The following is a 16,974-nucleotide window of genomic DNA, read 5'->3' on the forward strand; positions in this document are numbered from 1 at the left end:
GACCTCGGTATGCCCGCGCAGGTGGCTGACTGACCCGGCGATCAGTCTAAACAGCAGGTGCGTGGAGGCGCCGATACAGCCACAGCCCTCCGAGCGCCAAACCGGCACCGCCGAGTGCGGCCGCGCCGGCCTGCAGCAACTCGACCCGAGTGTCGTCTGATGGAGCTGGGAGCCTTGCCGGCGCTGTTGTCGGAACCGCCGGCGATGTTGGCACGTCGAGCTTGTACTCCGGGTAGTTGTATTCCGGCTTGCTGCCCTCCGGCGTCGTCATGTTCCCGTGGTGTTGCGGGTCGGAGTCCGGGGAGGTGTATTCGGGGCTCTTGGCCCCGAAGCCCGGGTAGCTGGAACCTTCGTCCGGCCACTCGTCCGCTGTTGATGCCGAGGCTGCGGCCCGCGTGCCCGGATCCTTCAGCATGGCCGATGCGTCGGTCGTGGTGAGAACTACGGTGCCCAGCGCAAGTGCGAACATTGCGAGGGCTGAGTACCTGTAATGCATGATTCCTCCCCTTTAAAGGCTGGCCGCGAAGTTCGCCGCTCTCTCCAAGGTCAGCCCGCAGGCCCTGCCGCCACATCATGCGTCCCCCCTCAGATCTCGCGCCCTACTCCCTTAGGTTTGCTGCCCGGCCGCTCGATCATGCAGCCGTCCTTGCGGCAGCCGCCGTCCCGGCAGAATCGGTCTCCAGCAACAGCGCTATCAGCCTTCCTAGACGACGCACGTGGGCTCAGGACAGTGCCTACAAGGGCGTGGGTCCGCCGCTCTGTGTGCGTACCCCGCGTCCGGCCAGCGGACTGCTTGGGGTCATCTAGCGGTGATATCGGCCCAGATCGGTCGATAATGAGTTTGTGGGGATGGCTTCCCTGGGGGCAGATAGTCGGCTTGCAGGTCGGGGAGTCGAGCAGCAGCTTCTCGTGAGAGCTCTGGAGGGGACCGCGAGCGGTCGCCCGTGCGCGGTAGTCGTGCATGGCGAGGCCGGTGTCGGCAAGACACGGCTTCTCCGTGAGATATGCGACGGTCTGGATGCCGATTTTCAGGTGCTGTGGGGCACCTGTGTGCATTTCGGAGAGGCGTCAGTTCCGTTCGCGCCAGTGTCCGGCGCGTTGCAGTCATGGCTGGAGCGGGCTGACGCTCCTGCGCGGGTGGAGGTGTTTTCCGGGGCTGGTGAGCTCGGCATCCTGCTGCCCGCAATGGGTGACGCCCGCATGGGCGAACCGGGGCGGCTGCTGCCCCAGATCAACCTGGTCTTCAACCGTCTCGTGGGCAGAGGTCCGGCCGTTCTCGTGATCGATGACCTGCAGTGGGCGGACCGTAGCTCGCTGGATGTTCTCGCGTACCTGATCGCGGGCTTCCGCGGGCAGCGCATGGCATTGCTGGCCACGTGTCGCGACGAGCACCGCGGCGAAGGGCATCCATTGCATGGGTGGCTCGCAGATATGCGGCGGATGCCTGGATTCACGGAGATCCACCTTGACCGGCTCGACCTGGCGGCGACTGAGGCCCAGATCAGAGGTCTCGTGGGGAACGTCGTCGACGTCGGGTTCGCGGCCCAGGTGCACGAACGATCCGACGGCAACCCATACCTGACCGAGCTCTTGGTCCGTGGGCTGTCGGGCACCGAAACAGCTCTGCCAACAGCCGCACCGGAAGATCTGAAGGACGCACTGCTGGCTACTTGGCACGGCTTGTCGGCCGCCGCGCGCCAGGTCGCGCGGGTGCTCGCGGTGGGCGGCCATCCGATCGAGGTCATGCGGCTAGCTGACGTCGTCGGCGAGCATGGCGTCGTGCCGACGATGCTGACGGGATGTCTGACCGAGGCCCGTGATCACGGAGTCGTTGCCCCAGATGACATGGGCCGCCTCTGGTTCCGACACCCGCTACTGGCCGACGTGCTGTATGACGGCATGCCTCCTGGCGAGGCCGTCAACATCCACGCCACATACGTGCGGGTGCTCGAACCAGTCGTAGGGGGCACCAGGCCGGCCGGACTGGCCGACGATCTGGCAGTCCATAACCACCGAGCCGGAAGAGTTAACGACGCCTATCGGTGGTCGCTGATCGCCGCTTCCCACGCCGCAGAACTTCATGCCGCAGCAGAGGAGGCCATCCACCTAGACCGCGCCTGCTCGTTGTGGGAACAGGTTTCGCCAGGTGTGCGTGGCTCACCAACCGGATACCTGGAGCTGCTCCGTCGGGCCGGTGATGTCTGCGGACGCGTCGGCCGGCTCGACTCAGCTGTCAGCTTTGCGGAACGTGCGTTGAAACTCGTCGATCGGAATTCCGATCCTCTCTTGAAGAGTGTCCTGCTCCAGGCATGCTGGAGAGCGAAGTATCTCCGCTCCGTGCCCGGGAAGATGGTGGGCGACGAGCTCATCGAAGCTGTCCGACTCACTGACCAATTCCCTGACAGCCCGGAGCGTGCCCTCGCATTGCAGGAGTTGGCGTCCGCCGAACGCGCAGACGGGTCCTTCGGCCGGGCGGCGGCGCATTCGGCGCAGGCTGTGCTAGCTGCACAAAGGTCCGGATCAGAGCTGGCCTTAGCGGCCGCCCTCAGCGCCCGCGCCTTGGTTCATCGTTTCGAGTCCGACCTGAACTCGTTGGACGACGCGGAGGAAGCCGAGCGGCTCGCTCGGTCCTGTGGCTCCACGGACTGGCTGGCGAGCGCAGCCATTGCAAAGGTGAGGTGCTTGCTGGCCCTCGGCAAGAACGTGGAGGCCACCGCGGCGGCTCGAGCGATGTTCGAGGAGGTGCTCGCGGCCGGGTCCGAGCGGGCCTACCATCTGGCCGCATACGCCGCCGACGGGCTTTTGTGGAGTGGACACTGGAGCGAGTGTCGAGACGTGCTCCGGGCGGCGTTGGCAGCGCGCTGCGGAGGTGTCACCGGTGCATCGGTCCGATTGAGGGCAGCACAACTAGCCGCCCGATGCGGCCGGACTCGGGAAGCCAAACAACACCTGAACCGGGCTACGGAATTGGTCTCCGCACAGTTCGCGAGGAGTCATCCGCACTTAACTATTGCTGCAGCCGAGGTCTTCCTAGCCTCCGGCGAACCACATGAGGCGCTGCATTGGCTCTACAGCCGGATCCTCCCGGAGGATGCCGCGTACAACGAGGACTTCATCGCTGATTTCGCCCACGCGGCTGCAGAGTCTGCCCTGACTGCGCGCGATGCTGGCGACGGGGATGGTGCAGCGCAAGCCGTCGCTACCCTTGAGGACCTCATCGCCAGGTGGCCACACGAACCGTTCAGACGGCGGGTGGATCTTATAGCCCTTGCGGGCAAGGCGCTTTTCAACGCCGAGGTTGCGCGATGCCGAAACGATGCAGGTCAGGCGGAGCTGTGGCGACGAGCGATCGCTGACTGTCATACTGTCGGGTGGCCCTGGCTGGAGGCAAGATCCCGGCTGCGGTGCGCGGAAGCGATGCTCGCAGCAGGATCAGCTGTGGCGGCGGTGAGTGAGCTGTTGCAGCAGGCCTACCTGACTTTCCTCGAGCTTGGCGCGCAGCCGTTGCTGGAAGAGACCGAGTCACTCGCACGGATCACACGCGTCAACCTGAACGCACCTGTCCCGCTCGCAGCCACACCCCGAACGCCTTCCGGATTCGCTGGCCTGACCACGCGCGAACGAGAGATCCTGTCATTCCTGGTGGCCGGTCGATCCAACGGCGAGATCGCCAAACAACTGGTGATCAGCGACAAGACCGTCAGCGTGCACGTCTCCAACATTTTGCGCAAAACCGGCACCACGACCCGTGTGGAGGCGGCAGCACTCGCAGAACGGGCCGCCCTCAACGAACGACTGGCTATCCAGCGAGACAAGTGACGGTCGGCCAGCGGCGACCCGGAACTCACCGCACCTGCGAGATGCGTTGTAGGTGCGGCGAAATGCCCTCAGCCCCATCGCACGCCAGGCGATCACCGAGCAGACCTACGGGCCTGTTGTCGCAGCGATCACCCAACTCCTTGACGCAGGCAAGAAGGACGGCAGTATCCGCACGGATGCCGACGCCGGCGACTTCCTCCAACTCACCGGCGCACTCTGGCGCACTCCATCCGAGCCCCATGTACCCGTCACCTCGCATGCTCACCCTCATCTCGACGGGCTCCGCCCACAACCCCACCAGTAGAGATCGGCATATCGAGCCTCTGCCGAGTCAGCTGATCGCTAGAGAGGTTCAGTGAAGGTAACCGTCCCATTTCACCTCGTAGCGTGACCCGCCCGGCATCGCCCGCGGGCCGGGGATCTGGTCGACCGATCTCGCCAGCGCAACCTCGACCGGCCGGGCCAGGTCGACCGGGACCTGCTTGATCTCAGTTCCGAACCGGGCGGGACTCATCGCGGCTCCGGGATTACAGTCGAATTGCTGCCGTTCTGGCCCCGAACCCCGCGTGCCGCGGGGGGACAGGAGGCTTGACATGATGGGCTCCGGACCCGGTGGCGAAGTCGATCCTCCCTGCTCAACCGGTAGATGGCCGTCCTCAAGGAGCGCGCGGCCGGCGTCCTGGCGGAGTATCACCAGATTTGAGCTGACCGAGGTGATGGCTGCTCAGGTCCTCGACAGCGGGGCCGCGCGCCGTGCGGCGGTCAATGATCCCTCTCAGCCGCACAGTCTCGCGGAGGATGAACATCTTCAGGACGCGCGTACGATCCTGAGATCCGGCAAGGGCTTCGGTGAGTGGCAGCGCCGTTCAGCGGATGGCGCGAGCGCGACCCCGACCGGCCCGACCAGCTCGCCCGGGATCCTCGCCTGGGAAAGGTTCATTTCGGCGTCGGGCCGGGGCCGTGCCCGCTCCAGTGGCGCCATCGGCTGAACGGCGGCCAGACCACCCTGCGCAGGCCGCGCACAGTCAGTGACCTGTCGCGGTGCGGGCACAGCCGGTGGACTCGTGAAGTGTCGGTACTCGAAGTGTGCACTATTCCCTGGTTCCCGGCCGGGGGCAGGTTGTGCACCTCCGGCCTGCGCGGATCTGGTGACGGGGTGGTCGAGATGTGGGATCCAGCAGCATCGGTCTTGCCGGCGGGCCGATGTCGGCCAAGGGCCGGCGGTGGCTACGATCCGTGCTCCGAGTAGATGGATTCGATCAGGTTGGCGTGGTTTCTGGCGACGGCCGCGCGTTTGACCTTGAGGCTGGGGGTGATTTCGCCTGCTTCGACGCTGAGTTCCCGCGGGAGGATGCGGAAGTGCTTGATGGTCTCCCATCGGTTGAGGCCCTTGTTGACGTCGGCTACGGCTCGCGCGACCGTGTCGTGGATGGTCTCGGTCGGGATCTCGCGGCAGGCGTCGGAGTCGAGTGTGACCAGGAGGCTGGCGAACTTGCGGCCGTCGGCGATGACGATCGCCGTGCTGATCAGCGGGCAGGCGGCCTTGATGGCGGATTCGATGGCGGATTCGATGGCGGTGGGTGCGATGTACTTGCCGCCGCTGGTTTTGACGAGATCCTTCTTGCGGTCGGTGATACGCAGGTAGTCGTGGAGCTCGAGTTGGCCGATGTCTCCAGTGGCGAACCAGCCGTCGGCGTCGAGGACCTCGGCGGTGGCGGTCGGCAGCTTGTGATATCCGCGCATCACGCCGGGGCCACGGAGCAGGATCTCCCCGTCGTCGGCGATGCGGACCTCGGTGCCGGCCAGCGGCTGTCCTACCGTGCCGATGCGTAGGTGGCCGGGGCGGTTGACGAACGAGACGCCGGTGGCTTCGGTCAGGCCGTAGCCTTCGAGGATCGGCAGGCCGGCTGCGGCGAACCACTCGGCGATGCTGGGAGCCAGCGCGGCGCTGCCGGAGAACAGGATCTCGAGTCGCCCCCCGAGCCGGCCGCGGATCTTGGCGAAGACGAGGCGGTCGGCGATCGCCAACTGAAGGCGTCTCCAGACCGGCAGTTTCCTGCGCGCCTGGCGGCAGCCCACTGCGTCGGCGCCGAGGTGGAAGGCCCATCGGAACAGCGCGGCGCGAAACCCACCGGCGGCGGTCGCGCCCGTGACGATTCGGCTGTAGACCTTCTCGAAAATGCGCGGCGCAGCGGCCATGATGGTCGGCCGAACTGCGGCGAGGTTGTCGATGATCTTGTCGACGCGTCCGTCGATGGCGGTGACGAACCCGATCTCGTACTGAGCGGCCAGCAGCAGCTTTCCGAAAACGTGCGACAGCGGCAGCCAGAGCAGTTGTACGGCGTCGGTCCGGATGAAGTGCTCGGAGGCCACGGCGGCGCCGACGTACAGCCAGTTGGCGTGCGTCAATTCGACGCCCTTGGGTGCTCCGGTGGTGCCGGATGTGTAGACGATGGTGGCCAGGTGATCCGGACCTGTCGCGTCGAGGACATTGCTGATGGCGTTCGGGTTCGACAACAGGTGATCACGGCCGAGTTCGCGCAGAGCGTCCAGTCCTAGTGTCGCTGGATCGTCGACCGGGTCGAAGGTCACCACCTGCCGCACTGCGCCGGCCCATCCGGTGTCCGAGCGCAGTTTGGCTACCTGGGTGGTGTTCTCGGCGAAGACCGCGACCGCCGCGCAGTCGTCGAGGATGTAGGTGACGTCCTCGCAGTTGGTGTTGGGATAAATGGTCGTGGTCGTCGCACCGACGAGCATGATGGCCAGATCGGCCTCGACCCACTCGATGCGGGTCGAGGCAGCGATCGCGACGCGCCGGCCGTCGGTGATCCCGAGCGATATCAGCCCGGCGGCCAACTCGGTGGCGCGGGTCGCCAGGTCGCGCCAGGTGAGCGATACCCAGCGGTCGTCTGGGGTCGGGTAGCGAAATGCCTCAGCGTCGGCATGCCGCTCGCAGTTGGCCAGGAAGCGCGCGCCCACGGAGCCTGTGGCCGCTGCGGTCGGAACGGTCGTCATGGGACTGCCCTTCGGCCGAAGGTGTCGCGACGGCGACCTCAAATTCTGATCACCTCCGCATAATTGATGAAAGCATCAGTTATGCGGAGGTGGCTTGTCAATCAGCGGATGCGCGGCAACGTGCGTCCGGCCACCTCGTGGGCGTCGGTCTCGGTCAGTCCGAACATCCGCAGCAGGTTCTCGGCGAGCTGGTTCGCCGCGCGGTCGATGGCAGCCGGCTTACGTGCGGTCAGGCCCAGATGCAGTACGCCGAGCAACGCGCCGCCCGCGCAGGCGATGGCCACCGCGGGGTCCTCGAACCGCAGTCGGCCGGCGTCCTTGGCTCGCTGCAGATCCCGCAGGGCTCGCGGTGCCAGTCCGGAGTCCGAGGTGATGTAGCGCGGCCCGACTCGGTCGATGATCTTCGCCAGCTCGGGGTGCGTTCTGGGGAATCGTGCGGTGATGCGCACCGATGCTGCGAAGACCTCGGCCGGGTCCTCGATGTCGGCGGTGATCTCGTCGAGCATCGCGCCGTGCTCCTCGATGACCTCCTCGACAGCGGCTTCGAAGAGCTCCTGCTTGGAGTTGAAGTGGTTGTAGAACGAGCCGAAACCCACGTCGGCGGCGTCGGTGAGCTCCTGGATGCTGACCTCACCCGGCTCACGGGTGGTCAGCATCGCCTTGGCGGCCGCCACGAGCGCGGCGCGGGTGCGCTCCCTCCTGCGGTCGGAACGGTTGCGGGACGTCGTCTCACTCATGTCCGCAGCGTAGACGAGATCAGTCCTGACCTGGTCATCACACCTGCGATGGTCTCCCAAGCCGCCTGGTCACGTACCGATCCCCACCATGACCAGAAATGATGTGTAGCTCAGAATTGACGATTTCATCAGAATCTGCCTACTGTGATGTCAGTGCCCGGCACCTGGCCGGCCCCGAGATCAAGGAGCAAGAGATGAGTGAGCAGGAACTGAAGGCGCGGTTCGAGGCGTTCCCCGCGGCGGTGCGGGAGAAGGTGAACAACGTCCTGATGGACGCGAAGGTCGCACTGAAGGTCAAGGTCGGCGAGGCGCTGTCCGACAAGGACGAGCAGGCGCTGCACGCGGTCACCACCGCGGGCGGATCGGCGCGATGAGCGGCGACGTGTCGGAGCTGACGGGGATCTTCGACCTGAAGCCGAACGGCGCCGAGCGGCTGCGGAAGTTCTTCAAGCTGGTGGACGGCAACCTGGTCGGTGCCGGGCAGGTCGGCACGTTGCACAACATGCGGTTCGTGTTCCTGGACAACGACACGAAGCTGCTGTTCGCGACGGCGTACGACGGTGAGTGGGACGCCTACATCGACGACTTCGCGACGAAGATCCCCGAGATGATGGACTACCTGTTCGGCAATGTCGAAGGCTGGCCGGGGATCGCGTCGCCGGAGGTGAAGGACTTCATCACCAAGTACCAGCTGCAGGCGGCGGCGTGGTTCGTGGCGCACCCCGACATCACTGTCTCCGAGGCCACGCGGCTCAAGCGGCAGGACCTGGCGGTGCAGCGGTTCCTCGTCGAGCTGAACTGACAGGAATCATGGACCTGTTTCGACGGCTACGGCGCCGTCCCACTCTCGAGCTGGACGACATTCAGGCAGTCGTACTGCGCGCCAGGCCTGAACCGTACTTCGGGTCGCACGCGATTCTCGAGATCGGCGACCGCGCCGCGGGCCAGGAGATGTTGCGTCGGCTTGCGCCGAGGCTGACCTCGGCGGCGGGCTGGGACGAGCCGCGGCCGTCGTGGCCGGCGGTTGCGATCAGCTATCAGGGTCTGGTGGCGCTGGGGGTGCCCGAGAGCTCGCTGGCGTCGTTCCCGGCGAACTTCCGCGCCGGGATGGCGGCCCGTGCCGACCGGTTGCGCGACACCGGCGTGAACGCGCCGAAGAACTGGGAGTTCCCGTTCGGGACGTCTCGGGTGCACGTGGCGGTGAGTGTCTACTCCGACAACGAGGACGACTGGCGCCGCGAGGTCGCGGAGTACCGGCGTCAGCTCCACGATCTGCCCGGCGTGAACCTGCTGTCGCACCAGGACTTCGGCGCCACCGGCTGGAATGTCTTCGGCTACCGCGACGGCTTCTCACAGCCGCTGGTCGAAGGCAGTGGCGCGGAGTCGTTGCCCGGCGACGGGCGCGCGATCAAGGCGGGGGAGTTCGTCCTGGGCTATCCCAGCGAGACCGGGCAGCCGCTCGGAATGCCGGCTCCCGACGTGCTCGGGCGCAACGGCTCCTACGTGGTGTTCCGCAAGTACCACTCGCATGTCGCCGCGTTCAACAAGTTCCTGTACGACAACGGCCACACCGAGCAGGAGCGGGAGTTGCTCGCCGCCAAGCTGGTCGGCCGCTGGCGCAGCGGAGCACCGCTGGCACTCGCACCCGAGCGCGACGACCCTGCTATCGGCGAAGATCCACAGCGGATCAACAACTTCGGCTACGCCGACGACCCGCGCGGATTACGGACGCCAGTGGGATCCCACATCCGGCGGATGAACCCACGCGACTCGAAGCTCGAGATCCTCAGCGACGTCAACATCCGCCGGATCATCCGGCGCAGCACGTCGTACGGCGATCCGCTCCCGTCCGACCGGCTCCGCGACGACGGCGCGTCGCGCGGCCTCGACTTCATCGCGCTCGGCGCGCGGGCCGTCGACACCGTCGAGTTTCTGCAGAGCGAGTGGGTCAACTCCGGCAGCTTCGCCGGCCTCGGCAAGGAGAAGGACCCGCTCATCTCCCGGCAGGACAAAGGCGCCTATTTCACGGTGCCCGGATCGCCACCGCGCCGGGTGCACAACATCCAAAGCTTCAACACCCTGCTCGGCGGCGAGTACTTCTTCCTGCCCAGCCTGTCCGCGATCCGCTGGCTCGCCGGCTGACCGCCGTACCACCAGGAGACTTCCATGACCAGCTACGTTCCGTACCACCCCGATCTGGAGAAACCCTTCCCGGACGAGGAAGAGCTCACCCGCCAGGTCGTCGCCGCGATGCAGCGCGCCAACGAACAGGTCGCAGCCAAGCACCGCCACGGTCTGCGCGACGCGCACGCCAAGAGCCACGGTGTCCTGGCCGGTGAACTGCGGGTCCACAGTGGCCTCCCGTCCCACCTGGCGCAGGGACTGTTCGCCGAAGCACGGACCTATCCGGTGATCGTCCGGCTTTCCACCGCGCCGGGTGATCTGCGCTCCGACCAGGTATCGGTCCAGCGTGGCTTCGCGATCAAGGTGCTCGGCGTGCCGGGACCCCGTGCGGTTGACGACGGATTCACCACCCAGGACTTCCTCCTGGTCAATCATCCGACCCTGCCGGTCGGCACCATCGGCGACTACGCCAAGCTGCAGAAGCTGCTCGAAAGCCAGCCCGGGCAGAGCGACCAGCAACTGAAGGTCACCGGACTCGGCGCCCGGGTCGCCGCCCGCACGTTGACGCGCCTGGGCCGCCCGCTGACACCGGCGATCGAGACCCTTGCCGCCGCCAACAATCACATCCTCGGCGAGACCTTCCACTCCATGGCCGCGCTGCGGTACGGCGATTACGTCGCCAAGATCTCGGCCGCGCCACGTTCGGACAACGTCCGGGCACTCACCGGCGTACCAGTTGGCAGGAAAGCCGGCGAATCCGCGCTGCGCGACCTCGTCGCCGACTTCTTCAGCCATGACAGCGCCGAGTACGAACTGCGGGCACAGTTGTGCGCCGACATCGAGAAGATGCCCGTCGAGAACGCCTCGGTGCTATGGCCGGAGGAACTGTCGCCACACCAGGTCGTCGCGACACTGTACCTGCCCGCCCAGGACGCCTACAGCGACGCACGTCGCCGCTATGCCGACGACGTCTTGTCGTTCAGCCCGTGGCATGCCCTCGAGGCGCACCGTCCGCTGGGCTCCATCATGCGATCTCGCCGCGCCGCCTACCCGCAGTCGAGCGGCTACCGGCACGGCTACAACGGCATCAATCAGCAGGAGCCGGCCGGCATCGACGAACTGCCGGCCTGACGGCCCATGCGACTGCCGCGAGGGGACATGAGGGAGCCTGCCGCACGTCTGAATCGTCGGCGGGCGCACACCCGGGCCGCCCTGATCGGCGCGGGCCGCCGGCTCCTGGCCGAGGACCGGACCGCGGTCAGCGTGCTCGAGATCACCGAGACCGCGGATGTCGGGCTCGGCTCGTTCTACAACCACTTCGAGAGCAAGCAGGACCTGTTCGACGCCGCCATCGAGGAGATGCTCGAGGCGCACGGGCGACTCATGGACGCGGTCTCGGAGGGGATCGCCGACCCTGCGGAAGCGTTCACGCGTTCGTTCCGGCTGACCGGAAGACTGCATCGCCGTTATCCCGGAGCGAGCCGGGTCCTGCTGAACCACGGCACTCGGGTGCTGGTCTCCGACCACGGCCTGGCGCCCCGTGCGCTGCGCGACATCACCGCAGCGACCGCAGCGGGACGGTTCACCGTCCCGGACGCGGACGTCGCCCTGGTGGCGGCCGCAGGAGCGATGCTGGCGCTCGGCCAACTCCTCCACGATCAGGCAGACCGCAACGCCGAGCAGGCCACCGACCAACTCACCGAGAACCTGCTTCGAATGTTCGGACTGCCGCCCGACCAGGCCGTCGACCTGTGCCATCGGCCACTGCCGGACGTCGACCACGTGGTGGGCCGCTGCCCAACTGGACCGCCGGGGCGGCATCCGAGTCGGTTCGCTCGCGGTCGACCCACCCCGAACCCTTGACTGATGCTGTGATCGCAACTGATGATTTCATCAGTATCTGAAGGAGTGACCCCGATGACGAAGTACCGAGATCCGCATGCCGGGCTGCACAGCGAGCACGGCGCCTTACGGGGTGAGCACCCTGGCAGAGCCGCCAACCCGATCGTGAAGGTGCACGACGTCGCGTGGCTGGAGTTCGAGAAACCTGATCTGCGCGGCGCGGAGTCGTTCGCGCACGCGTTCGGCTTCACCACCGCACTGCGGACGTCGACCGAACTGCAGCTCCGAGGAACCGACGCCGGCGCGCCGTGCGTGCTGATCCGGCGTGGGCGGCGCTCGCGGTTCCTCGGCCCAGCGTTTCAGGCAGTCGACGCGAACGATGTACTGCGGCTCGCGAACGCCACCGGGGCAGCTGCAGTCAAACTGCCCGACAGCCTCGGCGGGATCGGTGTCGACCTGGTGGATCCCAGCGGATTGACGGTGCGGGTAGTGGCGGACATGCACCAACTGCCGCCGCTGCCATCCCCGCGGCCACTCACCCTCAACTTCGGTCACGACACCGCCCGCGCCAATGCGACCCAGAGGCCGCCCCGCGAGCCCGCGAAGGTACAACGGCTGGGGCATGTGGTGCTGCAGACGACCCGGTACAGGGAAACGCTGGACTGGTACCTGCAGCACTTGGGGCTGATCGTCAGCGACTTCCTGTTCTACGCCGGACAACGCGATCGCGGGCCGGTGATGAGCTTCATCCGCTGCGACCGGGGCAGCACACCCACTGACCACCACACGCTGGCGATGACGCTCGGACCGGCCAACCGGTACGTCCACTCGGCGTACCAGGTAGCAGATCTGGACACCCTGGCGGCCGGCGGGGAGCACCTGCTGGACCAGGGCTACCACCGATCCTGGGGTATCGGTCGGCACATCCAAGGCAGCCAGATCTTCGACTACTGGCGCGATCCCGACGGGTTCCTCGTCGAACACTTCACCGACGGCGACATGTTCGACTGCACTCTCGAACCAGGGTGGACGCCGATGACCGCGTCCGGCCTCGCCCAGTGGGGGCCTCCAGCAACCAAGGACTTCATGGGCATCGCACCCAGCCGCGAGTCCATGCGTGAGCTGCGCTCGATGTTCAGCGCACTACGTGACGACAACGAATTCGACCTCGACCGACTACGCGGTCTGCTGAAAGTAGCCAACTCATGAGCACGTCTGTTCTCCGCACCGCCGACGCCTGGTGGGTGCGCACCCCCGCAGGCGCGATCCGGATCGACACGGACGCCGAAACCACCGCCGACCTGCTCGCCGATCGCCGCGCGATCGACGAGGCCACCGGGGATCCGGTCCCCGTCGAATCACTGGACCTGGTTTCGCCGGTCACCACCCCGTGCCGAGTCGTCGCCCAGATGACCAACTTCGTCTCCCACGTCAAGGACGCCGGGATGAACCCCGACACGGTGCCGCTGACGTTCTTCCGCAAGTCGTCCGGATCCGTCAGCGGACCGTACGACGACATCGTCAAGCCAGGGCACGTCCGGCTACTGGACTACGAGGCCGAGATTGGACTGGTGATCGGTGCCGCGCTGCCCGTGGGCGCGGACCTCACCGCGGACTCCGTGGCCGATCATGTCGCGGGCGTCGTGGTCACCAACGACATCTCCGCCCGCGACATCCAACTGCCCAAGACCCAGTTCTACGAGTCGAAGTCCTATCCGACGTTCACCCCGGTCGGCCCCGCGCTGGTGTTGCTCGACGCCGACGAGCTCAAGCGATTCACCGATCTGCGCTTGCGGCTGTGGGTCAACGGCGAGCCTCGGCAGGACATGACCGCCGCCGACATGCTCTACCAGCCGCTCGAGGCGCTCCGGGCGCTCACCAGGTTCCAGCGGATGGATCCCGGTGACCTGCTGCTCACCGGCACACCGGTCGGTACGGCGCTCAGCGCCCCAGCCAAACCAGTCGAGATCATTGCATCCCTGCTGCCCGCGGCGACGAAATGGAACCTGTTCTTCAAGGCCCAGGCCCGCAACCCGAAGTACCTCCACGACGGCGACGTCGTCGAGGTCGCCGTCGCCACCGACGACGGCGCCATCGACCTGGGCAGGCAGCACACCATCGTGAGGTGGGTGCGATGACGGCAGTGATCGTCCTTGCGGTCTTGGTGGCAGGGGTCTTCGGCATGCTCGGGCTGGCGAAGGTTCTGGCTGTTCCACGGATGCGAGTGCTGGCGTCGAAGGCCGGCTTCTCCACCGCGGCGTACCGGCGTATCGGCGTACTGGAATTGGCCGGTGCTGCGGGTGTGGCGCTCGGTCTGGTGGTGCCGTTGCTCGGGGTGCTGGCCGCGGCTGGTTTGCTGTGTCTGCTGGCCGGTGCGCTCACCGTCCACCTGCGTCGTCGCGAGGCGATGTCCGCGGTTATGTCCGAGGTGATGCCGGCCGTCGTGTGTGCCGTGCTGGTCGGCTCCTACGCGGCCGTCCTGGTCGGAGCGACCGGATGATCCCGGTCGTCATCGTCGGGGCCGGGCCGACCGGCCTTACCGCGGCCAGGTTGCTGGCAGGGCGCGGCGTCGAATGCCTGGTGCTCGATCGGTGGGAGTCTGTCTACCCGCAACCGCGCGCGGTGCACCTCGACGACGAGGTCTACCGGATCCTTGCGCGAATGGGGCTCGGCGAGCGGTTCGCGGCGACATCCCGTCCCTGCTATGGGCTGCGGTTGGTCGACTCGGGCATGCGCGTGCTGGCCGAGTTCCGGCGCGGTGCCTTGGACGGCCGGCACGGCTATCCCGAGGCCAACATGTTCGACCAACCGGATCTGGAACACCTGCTGCGCTCGGACCTGCCGTCGGCCGTCACACTGCGCGGCAACGTCGAGGTCACCGGGATCGACCAGTACGCCGGCTCGGTGCGGGTCGAATTCACCGACCGCGTCACCGGCGCGTCCTCGACGGTGCGGGCGCGATACCTCCTCGGCTGCGACGGCGCCAACAGCCTGGTCCGAGCGTCCATCGGCGCCACCATGCGGGATCTCGGCTTCGCACAGCGCTGGCTGGTCGTCGACATCGCCACGGACGCCGAGCTTGGCCAATGGGACGGCGTACACCAGGTGTGCGACCGCAACCGCGCCGCTACCTACATGCGGATCGGAGACCGACGCTACCGGTGGGAGTTCCGTCTCGCGTCCGACGAAACCGCGCAGGACTACGGAGACATCGTCCAACTCCACCCGTTGATCGAGCCGTGGACCAGGCAGGTCCCGATCGAGGAACTGGAGCTCGTCCGCACCGCTGAATACACCTTCCGCGCCCAGACGGCCGATCGGTGGCGCGACCGGCGAGTATTCCTGCTCGGCGACGCCGCCCACCTCACTCCGCCGTTCATCGGCCAGGGCATGGGCGCGGGATTGCGCGACGCGGCCAACCTGGCGTGGAAGCTCGCGGGCGTGATCGACCAAACGCTGCCCGAGTCGGCGCTGGACACCTATCAGACAGAACGGGAACCGCACGCGCGTGCCTTGATCCGCCTGGCGAAACTGATCGGCCACGCGATGACGGAGGGCGGCACCATGGCCAACCGCGTCCGCCGGGCCCTGGCGCCATGCCTGCACCTGATACCCGGCATCAAAGACCGGATCCTCAGCAGCCAGACCCCCGCACTGCACAGCTCCAGCCTTGTGCTTCGAACCCGGCTGCGACGCGGCCTGGTGGGCAAGCTATGCCCGAACGCTGTCCTCACCGATGGTCGCCGCTTCGACGACGTGGTCGCGGGGCAGTTCGCGATCGTCACCTCGACCACCCCGTCCCCGACGCAACGCGCCACCGCCGAGCGACATGCTGCCGTCCTGATCCAGGCCCACCCCGGCGACGATCTGTACGACTGGCTGCACCATGAGCGGGCGCTGGTGGCGGTCGTGCGCCCCGACTGGACGGTCCTCTACGCAGGTCGCGATCTGACTAAGGCGTGCGTCGCCATGCCGATCCAGCCGACGAGCACCCAGACCGACAAGTTGCTTAGCGGACGCTCCTCCGCAGCGACGCCAACAGGCGTCGAATGACAGACAGGCGTCAGTCTGGGAGCCGGCCTCTTGTCGATGCGTCCGGACCCGACGGCGCAGGCAAGGATGACGATCGCAACGAAAGGACAGTCAGACGACTCCGACTATTCCGGCGCCCACGACGCTTGGCATGCAAAGATCCACCACACCGCTGCTGGCAGCGTTCGCGCGGACGCGCTGTGCAGTGCGTTGCTTCTCGCGCAGTAGCCGCAGGGTCAGGTCGATACCTTCGATCTCTCCCAGCCAACCCTCCGCCGAGGCTCGTTCTCGGCGGGCCTGGAGGTCTGTTTCGAGTTCGTCAAGTCTTGGCAGCATCCCGGGGTTGACGCGGAGCATTGGCCAGCGAATGCAGGCATGTTCGTGCTGGCAGGGGCTGCCGTAGGGCCTGTCGCAGTTGCCGAGTTCGCCCTTGCGCTTGCCGAGGTGCTCCTCGAATTCCGACCACTCCTGTGGGCGGACAGGGCCGCATTCGTCGGCCGGGCGAGCGCGCGGCGGCGGGCCAGGAAGTCCTGGTAGTGCCGCACGGTGTCCTCCTCGAACACTGCGACGTAGCCCTGCGTGGTAGCCAGATCCAGGTGCCCGAGAAGCTTGGCGCCGATATGAATCGGCAGGTCGAGATGCGTCCCCAGGTTCCGAGAGGCAGTGGTGGTCTCGACATGTCAAGCCTCCAACCTGTGTGGTGGTTGGCTGCTCAACGCTGGGCAGGCTGCCGAATGCGGAACATCGGCAACGATGCGAAGCGTTGTGATGTGACGCACAGTCAGGATCAGATGAAGGTCGAAGTCATGGCCCGAGTGATGCGCGAAGAGAGGTGGTTGCAGCTCGGCCGGAGGCGTCAAGCCAGCAAAGTGGTCAGTTTGTGGTTCGTTCCAGACACCACGAAGCCCAGGGCACCGTGGTGACCTGGGCTGTTGTGCGCCGCCAGGGACTCGAACCCCGAACCCGCTGATTTCCACTCGGCGCCGTTCATCGCTGTTTGCTGATGCGCAGAATCTCTTGGATAAGGTATCTGGCTGTTGCGCGTGACCGTGACGTCTCATCGCTGACCATCCTGTCGCGCGGATTTCGGTGCGTAAAGAGGTGCGCGACCGGCCCGTGCTCGACGCCGTTGGTGGCTGGGACCCTCGGACTGATCGCTGCTAGGAGTGACAGCCGAAAAGGGTTCGTGCTTGAGTCAACTGTCTGTCGGGCATACCTGGAGCACGGGGCTGGCCCTCGGCTAATGCGGCATTGACGCCGCAAGCCCCGCGGCCGCGGCAACACCGGCACTCGCGGTCGCATCACCATCGGGTGAGCCGTTCATCCGTCCCTCCGGTTTCCTGTTGCAGCGCGGGTCGAGGCCTAGCACGTATCGGCGCCGCACGAGAGCCTCGGCTCCATCGAC

At 66.6% G+C, this 16,974-nt stretch carries 15 protein-coding genes; 11 read left to right on the forward strand and 4 right to left on the reverse strand.

What is annotated here, in order from left to right:
* Positions 1-46: 46 nt before the first annotated feature.
* Positions 47-496 (reverse strand): hypothetical protein, encoded by a 450-nt coding sequence (locus tag EV653_RS00255; RefSeq protein ID WP_134096779.1) that lies wholly within the window; start codon positions 494-496, stop codon positions 47-49.
* Positions 497-849: 353 nt separating this feature from the next.
* On the opposite strand from EV653_RS00255, the gene EV653_RS42565 reads away from it, so the two are divergent.
* Both EV653_RS42565 and EV653_RS41510 read left to right on the forward strand, forming a co-directional pair.
* Complete coding sequence (locus EV653_RS42565; RefSeq protein ID WP_134096781.1) at positions 850-3,819, forward strand: helix-turn-helix transcriptional regulator; 2,970 nt, start codon at positions 850-852, stop codon at positions 3,817-3,819.
* A 52-nt stretch (positions 3,820-3,871) separates the two neighbouring features.
* Positions 3,872-4,123 carry an SbtR family transcriptional regulator gene (locus EV653_RS41510; protein WP_202871428.1) on the forward strand — a complete coding sequence of 84 codons (252 nt, stop codon included), beginning with the start codon at positions 3,872-3,874 and terminating at the stop codon, positions 4,121-4,123.
* Positions 4,124-4,171: 48 nt separating this feature from the next.
* On the opposite strand, the gene EV653_RS40900 is transcribed toward EV653_RS41510, so the two are convergent.
* The 3 genes from EV653_RS40900 to EV653_RS00275 all read right to left on the reverse strand — a co-directional run bounded on the left by EV653_RS40900 (position 4,172) and on the right by EV653_RS00275 (position 7,571).
* Positions 4,172-4,333 carry a hypothetical protein gene (locus EV653_RS40900; protein WP_166679249.1) on the reverse strand — a complete coding sequence of 54 codons (162 nt, stop codon included), beginning with the start codon at positions 4,331-4,333 and terminating at the stop codon, positions 4,172-4,174.
* Between the two features lie 713 nt (positions 4,334-5,046).
* The gene (locus tag EV653_RS00270) at positions 5,047-6,834 is read right to left on the reverse strand and encodes an AMP-dependent synthetase/ligase (RefSeq protein ID WP_134096783.1); all 1,788 of its coding nucleotides are present in this window, start codon (positions 6,832-6,834) and stop codon (positions 5,047-5,049) included.
* A 101-nt stretch (positions 6,835-6,935) separates the two neighbouring features.
* Entirely contained in the window at positions 6,936-7,571 is a 636-nt protein-coding gene (locus EV653_RS00275; RefSeq protein ID WP_134096785.1) for a TetR/AcrR family transcriptional regulator, read from the reverse strand.
* Positions 7,572-7,765: 194 nt separating this feature from the next.
* Between EV653_RS00275 and EV653_RS41515 the strand changes: the two genes are divergently transcribed.
* The 9 genes from EV653_RS41515 to mhpA are packed head-to-tail and all read left to right on the forward strand — an operon-like array spanning position 7,766 to position 15,590.
* A complete protein-coding gene (locus EV653_RS41515; RefSeq protein ID WP_202871429.1) occupies positions 7,766-7,945 on the forward strand; it encodes a hypothetical protein in 180 nt (59 codons plus the stop codon).
* The gene (locus EV653_RS00280; RefSeq protein ID WP_202871430.1) at positions 7,942-8,373 is read left to right on the forward strand and encodes a hypothetical protein; all 432 of its coding nucleotides are present in this window, start codon (positions 7,942-7,944) and stop codon (positions 8,371-8,373) included. The genes EV653_RS41515 and EV653_RS00280 overlap by 4 nt, the downstream gene beginning before the upstream one ends.
* Before the next feature lie 8 nt (positions 8,374-8,381).
* The gene (locus tag EV653_RS00285) at positions 8,382-9,713 is read left to right on the forward strand and encodes a Dyp-type peroxidase (RefSeq protein WP_134096787.1); all 1,332 of its coding nucleotides are present in this window, start codon (positions 8,382-8,384) and stop codon (positions 9,711-9,713) included.
* Positions 9,714-9,737: 24 nt separating this feature from the next.
* Positions 9,738-10,826, forward strand: a complete 1,089-nt coding sequence (locus tag EV653_RS00290) for a catalase family protein (RefSeq protein WP_134096789.1) — start codon at positions 9,738-9,740, stop codon at positions 10,824-10,826.
* Between the two features lie 27 nt (positions 10,827-10,853).
* Positions 10,854-11,558 carry a TetR/AcrR family transcriptional regulator gene (locus EV653_RS00295; RefSeq protein ID WP_134096791.1) on the forward strand — a complete coding sequence of 235 codons (705 nt, stop codon included), beginning with the start codon at positions 10,854-10,856 and terminating at the stop codon, positions 11,556-11,558.
* Positions 11,559-11,612: 54 nt separating this feature from the next.
* Positions 11,613-12,746 (forward strand): VOC family protein, encoded by a 1,134-nt coding sequence (locus EV653_RS00300; protein ID WP_134096793.1) that lies wholly within the window; start codon positions 11,613-11,615, stop codon positions 12,744-12,746.
* Positions 12,743-13,675, forward strand: a complete 933-nt coding sequence (locus EV653_RS00305) for a fumarylacetoacetate hydrolase family protein (RefSeq protein ID WP_134096795.1) — start codon at positions 12,743-12,745, stop codon at positions 13,673-13,675. Before EV653_RS00300 ends, EV653_RS00305 begins: the two co-directional genes overlap by 4 nt.
* Positions 13,672-14,037, forward strand: coding sequence for a DoxX family protein (locus EV653_RS00310; protein ID WP_134096797.1), 366 nt, complete (start codon positions 13,672-13,674; stop codon positions 14,035-14,037). The genes EV653_RS00305 and EV653_RS00310 overlap by 4 nt, the downstream gene beginning before the upstream one ends.
* Positions 14,034-15,590, forward strand: a complete 1,557-nt coding sequence (gene mhpA, locus EV653_RS00315) for a bifunctional 3-(3-hydroxy-phenyl)propionate/3-hydroxycinnamic acid hydroxylase MhpA (RefSeq protein ID WP_134096799.1) — start codon at positions 14,034-14,036, stop codon at positions 15,588-15,590. Before EV653_RS00310 ends, mhpA begins: the two co-directional genes overlap by 4 nt.
* Positions 15,591-16,974: the final 1,384 nt, after the last annotated feature.

The sequence above is a fragment of the Kribbella pratensis genome, from assembly GCF_004365355.1.
Classification (GTDB): domain Bacteria; phylum Actinomycetota; class Actinomycetes; order Propionibacteriales; family Kribbellaceae; genus Kribbella.

Excerpts from the sequence above, each read along its gene's own strand:
- EV653_RS00255 (WP_134096779.1), bottom strand. The coding sequence starts at position 496 with ATGCATTACAGGTACTCAGCCCTCGCAATGTTCGCACTTGCGCTGGGC.
- EV653_RS42565 (WP_134096781.1), top strand. The coding sequence starts at position 850 with ATGGCTTCCCTGGGGGCAGATAGTCGGCTTGCAGGTCGGGGAGTCGAG.
- EV653_RS40900 (WP_166679249.1), bottom strand. The coding sequence starts at position 4,333 with ATGAGTCCCGCCCGGTTCGGAACTGAGATCAAGCAGGTCCCGGTCGAC.
- EV653_RS00270 (WP_134096783.1), bottom strand. The coding sequence starts at position 6,834 with ATGACGACCGTTCCGACCGCAGCGGCCACAGGCTCCGTGGGCGCGCGC.
- EV653_RS00275 (WP_134096785.1), bottom strand. The coding sequence starts at position 7,571 with ATGAGTGAGACGACGTCCCGCAACCGTTCCGACCGCAGGAGGGAGCGC.
- EV653_RS41515 (WP_202871429.1), top strand. The coding sequence starts at position 7,766 with ATGAGTGAGCAGGAACTGAAGGCGCGGTTCGAGGCGTTCCCCGCGGCG.
- EV653_RS00280 (WP_202871430.1), top strand. The coding sequence starts at position 7,942 with ATGAGCGGCGACGTGTCGGAGCTGACGGGGATCTTCGACCTGAAGCCG.
- EV653_RS00285 (WP_134096787.1), top strand. The coding sequence starts at position 8,382 with ATGGACCTGTTTCGACGGCTACGGCGCCGTCCCACTCTCGAGCTGGAC.
- EV653_RS00290 (WP_134096789.1), top strand. The coding sequence starts at position 9,738 with ATGACCAGCTACGTTCCGTACCACCCCGATCTGGAGAAACCCTTCCCG.
- EV653_RS00295 (WP_134096791.1), top strand. The coding sequence starts at position 10,854 with ATGAGGGAGCCTGCCGCACGTCTGAATCGTCGGCGGGCGCACACCCGG.
- EV653_RS00300 (WP_134096793.1), top strand. The coding sequence starts at position 11,613 with ATGACGAAGTACCGAGATCCGCATGCCGGGCTGCACAGCGAGCACGGC.
- EV653_RS00305 (WP_134096795.1), top strand. The coding sequence starts at position 12,743 with ATGAGCACGTCTGTTCTCCGCACCGCCGACGCCTGGTGGGTGCGCACC.
- EV653_RS00310 (WP_134096797.1), top strand. The coding sequence starts at position 13,672 with ATGACGGCAGTGATCGTCCTTGCGGTCTTGGTGGCAGGGGTCTTCGGC.
- mhpA (WP_134096799.1), top strand. The coding sequence starts at position 14,034 with ATGATCCCGGTCGTCATCGTCGGGGCCGGGCCGACCGGCCTTACCGCG.